We start from the raw sequence: 13,826 nt of genomic DNA, 5'->3' as shown, positions 1-13,826 counted from the left end.
CAGTCTTGCAGCCGTCTGGGGCCGAACATTAGGCCCACCTTTGGAATGATGTCAATATGAAACAGCGTACCTATCTGGCTGTCCAGATGGGATTTTCCTGTTTCTATCGCCCCAGGGCCAGGCATCAGGCGTGCGAATTCCTCCCCGACGCAGCAGGGCTGCAGGGGATCTGATCCCTCCAGGAGCGCGCAGCCAGAGGCCCGGTATTCCACTTCGGGCCAGCCGGAGCCACCGTCCCCCCACTGCCTCGATGAGTTCGAAGCCGATATTCCCCGGCGGCTGTTTGCCGCCTGCTGGGCGGTAGGGGCTATGGAGAGGCTTTCGCCGTGAGCCGCGACGTTTGGCCGCGCCCAGGGACGGCTTTCCCGAGAGTGCTGGTACCGGGTCGATTGCTCATCAGGGTGAAGATCACGCTGGGCTCGAAGAGCTCCGCCGGGGGCGAGGGGACCATCTCTCCCGCCGGCGCGGCGAGAAGCCGCAGCGTCAGCTCGCACGGTGCCCCGCCGACACCTTCCACCTGCAGGACGATCCGCTGCTCGCGCTGTTCGAGGAGACGCGGCGCGCTCGCCCGGTCTCGCGGCGGGGCGCCGCTGGCATCCTCGCAGCGCACGAACGGCGCGGCGTTCCGTTGCAGACTACGCTCGTGCAGGACCTCGCGCATGTGGTCATAGTCCACCTCGATATAGCCCATCGTGGTGGCGATGTTCGAGTGGTTCAGCAGGCTCTTGGTCAGGTGGATGTTCCGCTCCGGCTGCCGCATGAGGTCGGAGGCCAGGGTGTGCCTGAAGCGGTGGGGCGTCATGCGCACGCCGATCTTCTCGATCAGCTTGCGGTACATCGCCTCGACTTGGTCGGTATTCATCTCCGAGCGCCGGTAGTGCCGGCTGAAGCGGTTGACATTGAATAGCTGGTCCGTCGGCACGAAGCCGGCACGCTTCGCCTCGTCCAGGAGCTCCCTGATATGCGGCGCCAGGCCCTCGACGATCGGCACCTGGTACTCCCGGTGGGTCTTTTCCGTATCGCCGCGGATCAGGATCAGTTGCCTGTCCCAGTCTACGTCCTGCACGCGCAGGCAGAGCAGGGCATTCAGGCGGATGCCCGTGTAGTAGAACATCTCGAAGGTGGCCAGCCAGAACCAGGCGGGGGTGATTTTGCTGCGCCTGCCGGTACAGCGCTCTTCGTCCACCAGGCTGTCGAGCCAGCGCCTGGCGCGATGGATCGCATCGCTGGCGACCGTCTTGCTCGCCCGCTTGGGTGGGCGAACGGCGGTTTTCTTGAACGGGTTGGGCTGCTGGGGGAGCAGGCCATACTCGATGGCATATCCCCAGATAGTCCTGAGGTGGGTGGAGTAGGTGTTCCAGCTACGTTTCGCCAGGCCCTTCGCGAGAACCTTGCTGCGCCAGGACAGGATGCTCCGCCGATCGATCGTCTGCACGTCGATCGTCGTGCCGAAGTGCCGGGTGAGCGCTTTCGTCGCCGCCCGATAGATCGTCTTGCTGGCGGGTCGCAGCTCGTGGTCGTCAATATACGCCTGGGCGAGTTCCTGGGGCGTCATTCCACTGCCTCCCCGGTCGCCAGCGACAGGCTGGGATTGTCGAACGGCACCTCGTTGAAGACGGTTCGCGGATCTCTCAGGAGGTAGCCGCGCAGTTGCGTCGATCTGCGCGGCCCGACGACCGTGCATGTCCAGATGTTCAAGCTCTTCGGCGTCTTGCGGTGCAGTTTCTGTTTCTCGAAGGCGCGTTGCACGAGCTGCCAGGCCTCGCTGTCCCGCGTCCTGGCTTGCTGTTCCAGTTCCGGGTGTTCCCTGACGTAGCGCTTGAAGATTTCCGGGGTGACCAGCATCGCCGTGCCGTCAACCGTATGAACCAGGGCCTTCGCGTCGTTGATGATCATGCGGCGGGATGTGATTCCTGCTTTCAGCCAGGCAATGAATCCCTGTCCCAGCGTGTCGCTACTGGTAGACATCGTGGTCGTGTATTCAGGTGCGGGAGACCCGACGGGGGTCTCGGAAGGATCTTGAGCCTGCTCCAGCGTGATCGCGGGAGGGGCCGCCGTGGGGCCGGGGCGAGTGTTTAACTCCTCTAGTGGCATAGTGATATTACTGTAAAGCGACAATAGCTCGTCCACCTCGGCGGTGCCGATCCTCGAGGCCTCGGCCGGCGCCGGCTGCACGGCCTTGCGGGGGGGCGGAGCCAGGGATTCGGGCGGGCAGGGCTGCTGCGCGCCGGCGGCGATGGGCTCATCCGGAACCGGGCAGACCGTTTCGGCCGCAGGGGCGGCGGCGCCCTCGTCCTGCTCCAGCGTGAGACTTCCGGCATAGGCATCGGGCCGGTCTTTCGGGTCTGGCCAGACCAGCGCCGGGGCGATCTTCAGCAGGGTGAAGGTATTCCGCCAGCCACGGCCGTTGTCGATCGTCGCCCGCCAGATCGCCTTGTCCTGGGCGTTGGTCTGGATGATTGCCTGGTCCTGCAGCATGTTGAAGAACGGGGCGTTCGAGCCGGGTACGCCCTCGATCCCCTGGGCCAGCAAATGTGCTCGCAACTGGTCGGACGCCGGCTTGCTCACCAGCCACAAGGCATCCTGGGCCAGCCAGCCATCGGCAGGGCCATCGGGCTGGTTCAGCTTGAACTTCTCCCGCACCAGGTAGCGCAGGCCTTCGGCCAGTTGACGCTGCAACGACTGCTTGGGCGCCGCCAGGGCCCGCTCGGGATTGCCGCCCAACGCTTGCGCGACGGAAGCCTGGTCGGCCTTGACCACGATCTCGCCGAGGATGCCGGCGTGCTCGTACTGCCCGGCCAGGGCGTAGATCAGCAGTCTCCAGGGCTCGGGAAAGCCACTGAGCCAGTCCAGGATGTTCCGGTCGAGGATCTGCGCGTAGAGCAGCGCCGAGGCCGCGCCGTGGAGTGGGTACTCGCGGCCTTTCACGTAGCGGAAGCGGTAGGGCCGGGTAATGGGGCCATGCCAGGGATGCCAGGCCGTACCGCCCTGCAGCTCGACCTGCACGTCGACGGCGACCTTGCCGAGGTCGTGCAGCAGTGCACCGTAGGCGGCGGCCGCGGACCAGGCCTCGGCCTGGGCGGACTGGGATTCCGGCGGCGCGCCGATCGGCAGGAGGTAGGTCTGCCGGATCTTCAGGGCATAGGCCACGATCTCCAGGCCGTGGTCCAGCAGACCGCCGAGATGGGCGTGGTGATGGTTCTCCGAGGCGGGGAGCAACTGGACCAGCTCGGCGAAGCGCTCCAGCGGCTGGCGGTAGAGTGCGTCGAACTGCTGGCGGGACAGCGAAGCGCGGCGCCCGATGTTCTCCAGCAGGTGCTGGCGGCGCGGGGTGTCGAAGAGGACGGCGGCGCGGGCCGGCGAGTGGAAGCCCTGCGAAGGCGCTTCTGACGTGGGTTCGGCCGACTTCCGGCCGAGCCAGGTGAGGAGGGACATGGGGCGCTCCATGGCGTGGTCATGGAGCGGGCTTTTCCTCGATCCGGCCAGGTGCCATCAAGGGAAAAGGCTAAGCCCGGGACGGGGGATTTCTGTATCAAAGTGCCATCATTTTGGCCGGGTGAAAATCCAGGCCTAGCCAGGGTGGATTTTCCATGGCTTTCGGGGCGGACGTCGGTGGATGCTGGTGGTGTGACCATTCGGAGGAGCGCACCACCATGAATCACGACGAAGTTCTTCAGAACCGTGCCGAGTTCCGTTCGGACGAGGTTCGGGAAGCCGATGGGCAATGCTGTGGCAACCACCTGATCTTCGCGCTCAGGGATCGGCACCATGATTTTTCCCTGGGCATCACCACCGTCCTGCAATGCCTTCGGTTCGCCGAGGAGCAGGGGGCAATACCCGAGCTGCCGGATGAGTGGTGGATTGCTGTGCGCGGTCGATATTGCCTATGAAGATCGTGCGCGCCCCTGCGGAGGAAGCATGAAACACAACGAACACGTCATGACCTGGCTGCGCTCGCTCCGGGACGAGGCCGTCGATCCTGCCTGCAGCATCGCCCGCATGATCGATGTCATGGCGATCCTGGCCCGGTATTCGTTCGGCAGAGGGACGGTCTGATGGCGGCATCGAATTCGAATCTGAAAAGCATGCTCATCCCGGTCGGGCTGGTGGCTTTCCTGGCGGGAGGCGCCGTCATCCTGCATGCCCATGGACGAGAAACGGCTCGAAAAAGATATCGCGGTTCGTCAAGCACTGGATCGACAACATCGACGGAGTGAATTTTCTGGACCACGATCGACGCCGTGTTCGCCCTGATGCGTAGCGACGGCCTGGACTGGGTGCCGGCCTGGGCGGAGGATGCGGTACGAGAGTGCATGGCACGGCCGGAGACCCTGGCGGCGCTTCAGGGACAGATCGAGTCCGCGCGCCAGGCCGGCATCACGGCCACGCTCACCAGCCTCCTGACCGACAACCGCACCGGAAAAACCGTGAAACTCGAAGGCGTCAGCGGTCCGGAGGCGCTGGATTCGGCGGTGGATTGGTTGGCCAGGGAGCATCGTACAGCACCGTAAGTCTCAGCAACTACATCGGCAAAGGCGCGGCATGATGTGCAGAGCTGCTGGGCACGACGACCAGTGCCGTGCATGCCCATGCTGCCAAGTTGGGCATCCAGAGAAAACATCCTGCAGGCCGGCGTGGAGAGGCCGGCGGACATTCGCGCTGGACACGGGAGCAGGATCAGGTCCTGGCACAGCTATACGCCGTAAGCAGTCTAGAAGACTTGGCTGTCACCCTTGATCGATCGCTATCAGCAGTAAAGAGCCGAGCGCGCAAACTCAAGTTGTCGCAATCTTTTCCCTAGCCTACAACGCCGGCCCAAGCCTTTGGTGCAGGTCAGGGAAAAGCTGCTGCGCGAACCATACCGGCAGAGTGGGAAAAATCTCCCTCGCTTTGGGCGTAGGGCTGTCGACCAGCCCCAGCTCGACGAGCTTCCTGAGCTGGTCGGTCGCCGTCCGCTCGCCAAGGCCGGTGAAAACCTTGAAGTCGGCTCGGCTCACCTTGCCTTGGGTGAGTAGGACATGCAGCGCACGGGCGACCTCCAGCTTGACTCCCGCTGAGCTGATCCGAGGTTCCCAAGCGAAAATCTTCTCCAAGCGTTCGCGCATCTGGCCGACTCGCATCGCGGCCTCGATGTAGCGCATCTGGTCGAGGCAGGTGTCCAGCATGAAACCTACGAACTCGAACAGGCCGGCCTGGGTGAGCTGGCCTCGTCCATCCAGATCGCCCCGGCGTGGCTGGTCAGCATTGGCGAGTCGGGCGTAATACTGCTCCTGCCGGCGGGCCAGGCCGCGGGAGAGCGACCATAGCGGCGAAGAGAGATTCAACTTGTGCAACTGAAGGTGTGTCAGGAGGCGCACCACGCGGCCGTTGCCATCGGCGAAGGGGTGAACCCATGCCAAGCGGTGGTGGTACGCCATGGCCGCCAGAAGGCGTGTACGAGCGTCTGGCGGGCTGCCATAGACCTGCTGCATCCGGTTGAGCATCGGCGTGACCGCCGCCCAGGACGGAGCCGCATGCTGGCCGACCATCACGTCCCGCTCGGCGGCATCGCGCAGTTGGCCGGGGGCAAGGTGACCACCATCGGCAAGGCGTAGCTGCTCCTCGGTGGCCGACTCGAACAGCCGGCGGTGTATTCGAGCCACGAAACTGGGGGAGAAAAACTCGCTCCACGGCACTGTGCTGTACCGCAAGATGGCGCGCTCGAATGCTTCCTGCGCGCCGATGTGCGCCACCGCCAGTTCCGTCAGCTCTTTGCGGCTGCGTTTCGGCACACGGGGCGCCAGGCTGACCGGCTCGGTAAATTGCCCTTCGATCAGATTGCTGTAGAAGCTGCTGGTCACCCGCAGCAGGCCACCCACGCAGGCAGTGGTCTCAGGCGGGAGCATCCCCGCCAGCTTGCCGGCCTGGTAGGGAAGCTGTTCGGCCATACTCAGGATCTCGGACGGGAAATCGGACGGCAGCAGCGGCTCAAGCCAATGTGTCCCGGTCACCAACTGCGCGGGCATTGCGCCTCCTTTTGCGGATATTTTTTCAAAAATTTATATCTATAAAATCCATGTAATTTAATCACTTATCTACGTATGGTGGGGCTTTAAATATCTGTTTTATGCGGGAATTTTTGCCGAAATTTTGGCCCTCTCGTTGGAGGAGATGCCGTCCAGGCAAGACAGACGGCTCCTGGCCGTCGCAGCGGGGGTCTGTTCACCTCCCACACCTTTTACGCCTGCCATGCCAAGGCCTGAACGAAGTTCCCGCGTATTCCCCTTCCGGGCGAACCGGCAGTACCGGCGTGATGGCGGACTCGATTTCCTGGCAGGAGAAAAACTCGTAGGCGAGGCCCACCAGTTCGTCTGCATCGGCGGACAGCGGGACACTGTCCCCGTCGAGAATGGGCGCGTCGGAGAAGATGCCTCCTCCGCTCAGGTGCGGGGCCTCGCGGCATATCCAGCCGTGCTCGACCTTCGATTGCCCTTCGGCCTCCCAGCGAATCCGCAGGGTGAATGTCCCTTCGGGAAGCACGAAAGCCGCATCGAGCGTGCCGTGGGCGAAGTCGCGGCAGGGGTCTCCCTCCGCACGGGCTCGCAGAATGCGCGCATTGAGCTCGACGTTCGGGTTCCCATAGAAGTTCGCGTTGGTGACAGCCTGGGCAAGCCGATCAACCGCGATGCCGATGGTCATGGAGTCCTCCCTCTGTCCAGCAAATAGCTCCCAGCCTATTCCCGTTTTCCTGCTGCAGCATTTTTCCTACCGATGTTCACTGCCACAGATTTCCTGACTCGGTAGCTCACCATGACCATCCCTCGCCTTTCATCCCTGATCCTCGCCTGCTCGTTCGTTCGTTCGTTCGTTCGTTCGTTCCGTTCCTGGTCCAGGCCGAAACCTGGGTCGTCACCGACAGCCAGCACCTGATGATCTGACGGCCCGCCGTCCGTATCCGAACTAGAACTACCTGGTGGCCTGTCGCAAGGTCGGCCGGAAAGCCATGGACGGCTTCCTGGTCGAAACGCCGCAGCCGCTGCGCGAATTCACCGTGGTCACCCGCTGGGCCGTCGCAGCCAGCCATACCGCCACGCATCGCCTGCGCTACATCGTCCTCGACGAGGAATTTGACGCCCTGCTGTGCTTTCGGGAGTTCGACACTCCCGTGCTGGAGCTGAGCAACGAGCGATTCATTCCGCATGTGCTCGTGTCTGTCGACTCTGAACGGCATTGGATAGAAGAGCGCTGTGACAGCAGTTTTCGATAGATGGAAACATCCCCAGCAGCATAGGGAAGACCATCTGTGCCCTTACCTCAGGCATTACCCGGTATATACTTGTTAAGTACCTGTCGCCAAGGGGATGTCCATGTCTACCAACAAAGCCATTTTCACGATGAAACTGGAGCTCGAACTGCGGGACTCCTTCATGGCTGCGGCCGCTGCCGCCGACCGGCCTGCTTCTCAAGTCGTGCGTGAACTGATGCGCGACTACATTGAGCGCCAACGGCAGGCCGATGAGTACCGAGAGTATCTGAGCCACAAGGTCCAGCGAGCGCGGGCACAGCGGGATGCCGGTGAATTCGCCACGAATGCAGACGTTGAAGCGCAGGCCGCGGCACGTCGTGAAACGCTGCTCAAACAGGCTAAAGAGGCTGGTGTGTGAAGGTTCTATGGGTGCAAGCAGCTCAGCAGGACCGGGCGGATATTGTCGAATACATCGCCATCGAAAACCCAAGGGCCGCCCTGAAAATGGACGATCTGTTTAGCGAAGCTGCCGCCCGGTTGGCTGATTTCCCGAAGATAGGCAAGATCGGACTGATCCCCGGTACCCGTGAGCTATTGCCCCATGAAAGCTATCGGCTGGTATACGAACTGGATGAGGTAGGAGAAACGGTGTGGATCATGGCAGTGGTTCACACGGCCCGACAGTGGCCTCCCGCCTTGCCACATCCTGATAGATAGCCCGTAATCCCTGGCGCGGTCCGTGGCGGTAATCGCAGCAGTGATCATTGGCGAGGCCAGCAACGACATCACGAAGGAGAGCTGGTCAATAGAAGCGGCTGTGGCAGCGGCGACCTTGGGCCAGCCCTTTGCTCGCCCCAGGGTTCGCGTAGGCGAACCCTGGGGCCTTTCCCCGAGTTCACGAGGCCCTTTCGGGTAGGGCTTTTACCCTTGTGGGCCATTCCATTGCCCCTTCCAGCCCATTTCCCTTTGGGCCATTTGTTCCGGGGGCGGGTGGTGATCTTGCCCAGCCTCAGTGGACACCCCGTTAAGCGATACACTGCAACGAGGTGATCCATGGCAAGGCAAGCAAGCCCGATGAAACCAACCCGTATCCGCCACTCCCAAGCCTACAAGGACGAAGCGCTGACCTTGGCCGAACGGATTGGCGTCAGCAAAGCGGCCGAACAGCTTGGGCTGCACCCCTCCCAGCTCTATGGCTGGCGGAGCAGGAAACAGCAGGCCCAGACCAGCAGCGAGCGCGAGCAGTTGTTGGCCGACGAAAACGCCCGCCTCAAACGGCTGTTGGCCGAACAGTCCGAGGAGTTGGCCATCGTAAAAAAGCCGCCGCGTACTTTGCCAAGAGCCTCAAGTGAAGTACGCCTTCATGCAAGCCCATACTCGGCAGTTTCCACTGAAGGTCATGTGCCGTGTGCTGGGCATTGCCCGCAGCGGCTACTACGCCTGGTGTTCGCGCACGCTCTCGAAGCGCCGCCAGCAACAGACCCAACTGGACCGCCTGGTAGCTCAGGCCTACCACGAGCGGAAGGGGCGCAGCGGGGCTCCGCGGTTATGCCTCGACCTGAAGGCCTCGGGCCTGCCCTGTTAGCGCCGATGTAAAACTGACCCACCCCAGCGAAGTAAAATTGACCCACCTGGGCTAACGTCGCGGCCTTTTCGAGGCCGCCCATGTTGACCCAGGAGCAAGCAGTGGAGATCAGAGTATTAGCCCGTCAAGGGCACAGCATTCGGCAGATCGCCAAGATGCTGGGCGTGTCCCGCAACACCGTCCGGCGCTACCTCAAGGAGCCCACCGTCCCGCGCTACTCGCCGCGAGACCCCAGGCCCACCAAGCTCGACCCCTTCCATGACTATCTGCGCGAGCGGGTGAAGCAGGCGCATCCGCTCTGGCTGCCGGCCACCGTGCTGCTGCGCGAGATCCGCGAGCAAGGCTACCAGGGCGGCGCTTCCCAGTTGCGCGCCTGGCTGGCCAGACTCAAGCTGAGCAGGCCGGACGATGGCCCGGCGGTGCGCTTCGAGACCGAGCCCGGCCAGCAGATGCAGGCTGACTTCGTGGTTTTCCGCCGCGCCAAATCACCGTTGTCGGCCTTCGTCGCCACCCTGGGCTACAGCCGGATGACTTACGTCCATTTCGTGCCGGACGAGTCGTTCGACTCGGTGCATGACGCGTTGCTGCTGGCCTTCGACTACTTCGGCGGTGTCCCGCAGCACGTGCTGTTCGACAACATGAAGACCGTCGTGCTGGAACGCGATGCCTATGGCGACGGCAGCCACCGCTTCCACCCCGGGCTGCTTCAACTGGCTGACGATCTGGGCTTCCACATCCGCCTGTGCCGCCCCTACCGGGCGCGTACCAAGGGCAAGGTCGAGCGCTTTAACCGCTACCTGCGCGAGAGCTTCTACAACCCGTTGCACAGCCGGGTGAAGGCCGCCGGTCTGCTGGTGGATTGCGGCACAGCCAATCGGCTGGTCGGCGACTGGCTGGCCGAGGTCGCCAACGTGCGCGTGCATGCCACGCTCGGTGAACGCCCGATCGATCGCTGGCGTCACGAGCAAGGCCAACTGACACCCCTGCCGCAGGCTCTGCGGCGGGCCTGGGGGCCGTTGCTGGGGGAGCGGCCAGGGCCCGTACCGCATGAGTCGTTGCAGCACCCGCTGTCGGTCTACGAGTCGATCCGGGAGGCCTGCGCATGAACCTGCAACACGCGCGCATCGCCGAACTGTGCCAGGCGCTCAAGCTCGAGCGCATCGTTGATCACTACCCACTGTTGGCCCAGCAGGCGGTCAAGGACGACCTGAGCTTCGGCGACTTCCTGGAGCAACTGCTGCGGCACGAGCACGGCTTTCGCCAGCAGCGCAGCCGCGAGTTGCTGACGCGGATGGCCTGCTTCCCGGCGATCAAGACGCTTGAGGAGTACGACTTCAGCTTCAGCCCCGGTGTGCCCAAGGCCCTGCTGCATGAGCTGGCGGGCTTGGCCTTCGTCGAGCGCACCGAAAACATCGTGCTGATCGGCCCCTCGGGCGTCGGCAAGACGCACCTGGCCATCGCCCTCGGCTACCGGGCAGCACAGAGCGGCCTCAAGACCCGCTTCATCACGGCGGCCGACCTGATGCTGCAACTGGGCGCGGCCCAGCGGCAGGGCCGGCTGAAGACCTACCTCAACCGCGCCATCCTGGCCCCCCGACTGCTAGTGATCGATGAGATCGGCTACCTGCCGTTCGGTCGCGAGGAGGCCAACCTGTTCTTCCAGGTCGTCGCCAAACGCTACGAGAAGGGTTCGATGATCCTGACCTCGAACCTGCCGTTCAGCCAGTGGGCCGAGGCCTTCAGCGGCGACGCCACGCTGACGGCGGCCATGCTGGATCGGCTGCTGCACCATGCCCATATCCTCACCCTGACCGGAGAAAGCTACCGACTCAAGGACAAACGCAAGGCGGGCGTCATCCGCCAGAACCGTAACCCCGAGTGATCCAGGTGGGTCATTATTACTTCGGCAAATAAGGGCCAAGGTGGGTCAGTTTTCAGTCGGCGTTGACACCCTGCAATCGCAAGACCGTGGCTGCTTCGATGCGACGCCAGGGACTGCGGGCCAGGGCTGCCAGGAAGTTCAAGGCCACCACGAATTCCAGGCACTCACTACCGGTGGCGGACAACCTGCTCCGGCAGGACTTCACGGCAGCGGCGCCCAACCGGAAGTGGGTGGGCGACATGACTTACCTGCGTACGGAAGAAGGCTGGTTGTATCTGGCCGTGATCATCGACCTGTACTCGCGCAGGGTGATCGGCTGGGCCATGAACGAGCGCATGACGGCCGAGCTGGCCTGCGATGCCCTGCGCATGGCCCTGTGGCGGCGCAAGCAGCCTCAAGGCGTGATCGTGCATACGGATCGAGGCAGCCAGTACTGTTCGGCGGCCTATCGGGAACTGCTTCGTGCCCATCGGCTGCGCGGCAGCATGAGCGCGAAGGGCAATTGCTACGACAACGCCTGTGCCGAAAGCTTCTTTCACAGTCTGAAGGTCGAGTGCATCCATGGGGAACGCTTCGGTACGCATGCCCAGATGCGTCAAACCGTGTTCGAATACATCGAAACCGACTACAACCGCCAGCGTCGTCATAGCACACTGGGATACATCAGTCCGGAAGCCTTCGAGGCCCGGATGCGTGCTTAAACCTGTGTCCACGAGGGCTGGGCAAGATCATAGTGTTTGATCCTGTAATACTAACCTGCTGAGTCAGGCAGCAAGCGGCCAATAGCAGCCGCTAGTGATAGGCTGTAGGGCACCTCTAAAAACCAGCCCGGCCGCTGGGTAAGATCATCCGCCTGTTGATCACCCGGAGCCTACTGATGTTCAGTCTTTTTGCCGACCAGGAGCGTGAAGCCAAGCTGGACAGCTTGGGCGACCCACTGGCCCTACTGAACAAGCATGTGGACTTTGCATCCTTGGCCGCCGAGATCGACCACTGGGCTCCCAGGCCCAGTAGGGCCAAGGGCGGCCGGCCGCCTTATCCAACGGAGCAGATGACGCGACTGCTGGTACTCCAGCAACTGTTCAACCTGTCCGACGAGCAGATGGAGTTTCAACTGCTCGACCGTATGAGTTTCCAGCGTTTTGCCGGGTTGAAAAACTCCGGCCGAGTGCCGGACCGCAACACGATTTGGGTCTTTCGCGAGCGCCTGGTACAGGCCAACGTCGAGCATCGGATCTTTGCCGAGGTGCAGCGTCAGTTGCAGGCACACGGCTTCCGGGCTCGCGAAGGGCAGATCATCGATGCCAGCATCGTTCGCGCGCCCATCCAGCACAACACGGCCGATGAGCAGGCCGTGGTGAAGGAGCAGGCTGTGCCGGTCGAATGGTCGCCCGCCAAGCGCCGGCAAAAGGATGTCGAGGCGCGCTGGACGAAGAAGCACGGCAAGTCGTACTTCGGCTACAAGCTGTCGGTCAGCGTGGATCGCCGGCACAAGCTGATCCGCTGCGTGAAGGTGAGCGATGCCAGCGAGGCCGACACCCTGCATCTGGTGGATGTGCTCGACCGGGGCAACAGCAGCCGGGACTTCTGGGCGGATCGCGGGTATCACGACAGACCCCGGGAGCGCTGGCTCCAACTGATCGGCTGGAGGCCATCTATCCAGCGCAAGGGCCAGGCCGGCAAGCCGATCGGTGAACGGGACAAGGCACGAAACAAACGCATAGCCAGTCCCCGAGCCCGGGTCGAACATGTCTTTGCCAGCCTGGCCCAGATGGGCGGCAAGATGGTCCGAAGCATTGGCTTGGTCCGGGCGGAGTTCGGTTTGGTGGTCAAATCGGCGGTCTACAACCTCAAGCGGATGTCGAGACTACTGGAAATGGCCTGAGTCAGGTCGCTGGTTGCATACCGCGACCGGCAGCAGGAACTTCTGCGAGACATCAACCCGGTCAACGGATGCCAAGCGCTGGGTTCGTCACTGCTCGACCCAGCTCAGGTGGGTGTTTTTAGAGGTGCCCTGTAGTCAGCTAAAAAATTGAGTCAGAATATGTTTACGAAATTGAAGATGACTAACTCAGTGCTAAATGGAGTTTTGCTGTGACCATTACGTACAAATATGTGATTGAGGCTCTAGTTGATGACTTCAGGTCGATGCATGAGGAGAGCCAGAGGCCCGACGTAAAGCTTAATTTCGACGGTGATCCTAAGCATTTAGCCCTGGTAACTCCCGAACCTGCAATGGAATTTTCGTACCGTTTTTCAGATAGTGAAATTATGAATCACCGCGATTTATTTTATTGCCTGATCATCGCAAGTCATGAGTTAGCCCACTGGACTAATGCTCACACCAAACACTCGGACAAGGACGATCTGGACAGCAAGGCTATTGAGACATGGGCTGATTTCTTTGGAACAAGGCTTCTGTTCACTGGAATAACATACGGCGCTAGACTTCAAGAGATAATCCTTAAGCTACGTACTCCGGTATTCGACATAAGCGCACAGCATGCGCTACTAGAAGCCTATGGTAATGCACTTAGATGCGTGTATGAAAATGTCTTCAAGCGTGCAGACGCCTCTTCTAAATATCCTTCCCCGAACGAAAGGGTGCGGATTTGCGGCGCAGGAGTCACATCGTTCTTCTATAGACTTTTTGGTAAAATGCATCAAGGGATGAGCATTTTTTCCTTAAAAAAAACAATTTTAGAGCCTTTTGGTGACTTGGATTTTTTCAAGGATGATATTGGTTGGGAGGAGGTTTCCGAGATTTCGCGGCGCACTATCGATATTCACCTCAAGCTCAAACAGGGTCGCCCTCTGATTACCCCTGGAATCCGCCAGGAATATAACCAGCTAATCGGGACGCACTATCTTGGTCACGAAGAAAATGCCATTCACCGCGAGAGGCTTCAAGATGCTATTCGGCAGTGGGGAATAGAAGTTTAGGGATGATGAATCGCATCGAATCTCCTTGACGCTTCCAGGATTTTTCTTGTGGCTGTCTCTGGCCTATTGTCAAAGGCTGGCTGAGTCGACGGCAACAGGTCACGATAGGCCGCTATTGACCCGATTCTGCCGATGAGCCCTACCGGGCTCAGTGCTCGGCTGGGCACTCAGGCGTATCCACGAAAACCAGG

At 61.6% G+C, this 13,826-nt stretch carries 14 protein-coding genes and 2 pseudogenes; 12 read left to right on the top strand and 4 right to left on the bottom strand.

All coding sequences use genetic code 11. The features are described from left to right. Window positions 1–307 precede the first annotated feature (307 nt). Window positions 308–1,555, bottom strand: a complete 1,248-nt coding sequence (locus AVCA_RS16645) for a site-specific integrase (protein WP_012702181.1) — start codon at window positions 1,553–1,555, stop codon at window positions 308–310. Further along, the gene (gene mobH, locus AVCA_RS16640) at window positions 1,552–3,447 is read right to left on the bottom strand and encodes a MobH family relaxase (protein WP_012702180.1); all 1,896 of its coding nucleotides are present in this window, start codon (window positions 3,445–3,447) and stop codon (window positions 1,552–1,554) included. The genes AVCA_RS16645 and mobH overlap by 4 nt, the downstream gene beginning before the upstream one ends. A gap of 206 nt (window positions 3,448–3,653) precedes the next feature. Here mobH and AVCA_RS16635 point away from each other — a divergent pair, with 206 nt between their 5' ends. The 3 genes from AVCA_RS16635 to AVCA_RS16630 all read left to right on the top strand — a co-directional run bounded on the left by AVCA_RS16635 (window position 3,654) and on the right by AVCA_RS16630 (window position 4,511). Beyond that, the gene (locus AVCA_RS16635; RefSeq protein WP_012702179.1) at window positions 3,654–3,890 is read left to right on the top strand and encodes a hypothetical protein; all 237 of its coding nucleotides are present in this window, start codon (window positions 3,654–3,656) and stop codon (window positions 3,888–3,890) included. A gap of 28 nt (window positions 3,891–3,918) precedes the next feature. Beyond that, window positions 3,919–4,056, top strand: a complete 138-nt coding sequence (locus AVCA_RS26515; protein WP_012702178.1) for a hypothetical protein — start codon at window positions 3,919–3,921, stop codon at window positions 4,054–4,056. A 185-nt stretch (window positions 4,057–4,241) separates the two neighbouring features. After that, a complete protein-coding gene (locus AVCA_RS16630; RefSeq protein WP_012702177.1) occupies window positions 4,242–4,511 on the top strand; it encodes a DsbA family protein in 270 nt (89 codons plus the stop codon). 291 nt (window positions 4,512–4,802) lie between these two features. On the opposite strand, the gene AVCA_RS16625 is transcribed toward AVCA_RS16630, so the two are convergent. Both AVCA_RS16625 and AVCA_RS16620 read right to left on the bottom strand, forming a co-directional pair. Next, window positions 4,803–6,005 (bottom strand): Fic family protein, encoded by a 1,203-nt coding sequence (locus AVCA_RS16625; protein WP_236616221.1) that lies wholly within the window; start codon window positions 6,003–6,005, stop codon window positions 4,803–4,805. A gap of 196 nt (window positions 6,006–6,201) precedes the next feature. Continuing rightward, entirely contained in the window at window positions 6,202–6,678 is a 477-nt protein-coding gene (locus AVCA_RS16620; RefSeq protein ID WP_012702174.1) for a hypothetical protein, read from the bottom strand. A gap of 274 nt (window positions 6,679–6,952) precedes the next feature. Here AVCA_RS16620 and AVCA_RS16615 point away from each other — a divergent pair, with 274 nt between their 5' ends. From AVCA_RS16615 to AVCA_RS16575, 9 genes and pseudogenes are all read left to right on the top strand, one after another. Next, a complete protein-coding gene (locus tag AVCA_RS16615) occupies window positions 6,953–7,246 on the top strand; it encodes a DUF6012 family protein (RefSeq protein ID WP_012702173.1) in 294 nt (97 codons plus the stop codon). Window positions 7,247–7,346: 100 nt separating this feature from the next. After that, window positions 7,347–7,643 (top strand): antitoxin of toxin-antitoxin stability system, encoded by a 297-nt coding sequence (locus AVCA_RS16610; protein WP_201765937.1) that lies wholly within the window; start codon window positions 7,347–7,349, stop codon window positions 7,641–7,643. After that, entirely contained in the window at window positions 7,640–7,942 is a 303-nt protein-coding gene (locus AVCA_RS16605) for a type II toxin-antitoxin system RelE/ParE family toxin (protein WP_041807348.1), read from the top strand. Before AVCA_RS16610 ends, AVCA_RS16605 begins: the two co-directional genes overlap by 4 nt. 336 nt (window positions 7,943–8,278) lie before the next feature. Then, window positions 8,279–8,807 (top strand): annotated as a pseudogene (locus AVCA_RS25315) (IS3-like element ISAzvi9 family transposase); the annotation flags it as partial. Window positions 8,808–8,890: 83 nt separating this feature from the next. Continuing rightward, the gene (gene istA, locus AVCA_RS16595) at window positions 8,891–9,916 is read left to right on the top strand and encodes an IS21 family transposase (RefSeq protein WP_012702170.1); all 1,026 of its coding nucleotides are present in this window, start codon (window positions 8,891–8,893) and stop codon (window positions 9,914–9,916) included. Beyond that, the gene (gene istB / locus AVCA_RS16590; RefSeq protein ID WP_012699613.1) at window positions 9,913–10,692 is read left to right on the top strand and encodes an IS21-like element helper ATPase IstB; all 780 of its coding nucleotides are present in this window, start codon (window positions 9,913–9,915) and stop codon (window positions 10,690–10,692) included. The genes istA and istB overlap by 4 nt, the downstream gene beginning before the upstream one ends. A 74-nt stretch (window positions 10,693–10,766) precedes the next feature. Continuing rightward, a pseudogene (locus AVCA_RS16585) lies at window positions 10,767–11,393 on the top strand (IS3-like element ISAzvi9 family transposase); the annotation flags it as partial. Window positions 11,394–11,548: 155 nt separating this feature from the next. After that, window positions 11,549–12,577 carry an IS5 family transposase gene (locus AVCA_RS16580; RefSeq protein ID WP_407919052.1) on the top strand — a complete coding sequence of 343 codons (1,029 nt, stop codon included), beginning with the start codon at window positions 11,549–11,551 and terminating at the stop codon, window positions 12,575–12,577. 209 nt (window positions 12,578–12,786) lie between these two features. Then, the gene (locus AVCA_RS16575; RefSeq protein ID WP_236616217.1) at window positions 12,787–13,635 is read left to right on the top strand and encodes a hypothetical protein; all 849 of its coding nucleotides are present in this window, start codon (window positions 12,787–12,789) and stop codon (window positions 13,633–13,635) included. Window positions 13,636–13,826: the final 191 nt, after the last annotated feature.

It is taken from the genome of Azotobacter vinelandii CA (genome assembly GCF_000380335.1).
Taxonomy (GTDB): Bacteria; Pseudomonadota; Gammaproteobacteria; order Pseudomonadales; family Pseudomonadaceae; genus Azotobacter; species Azotobacter vinelandii.
Note: the sequence above shows the minus strand (reverse complement) of the source record. Positions and strands in the feature narration are given on the sequence as shown.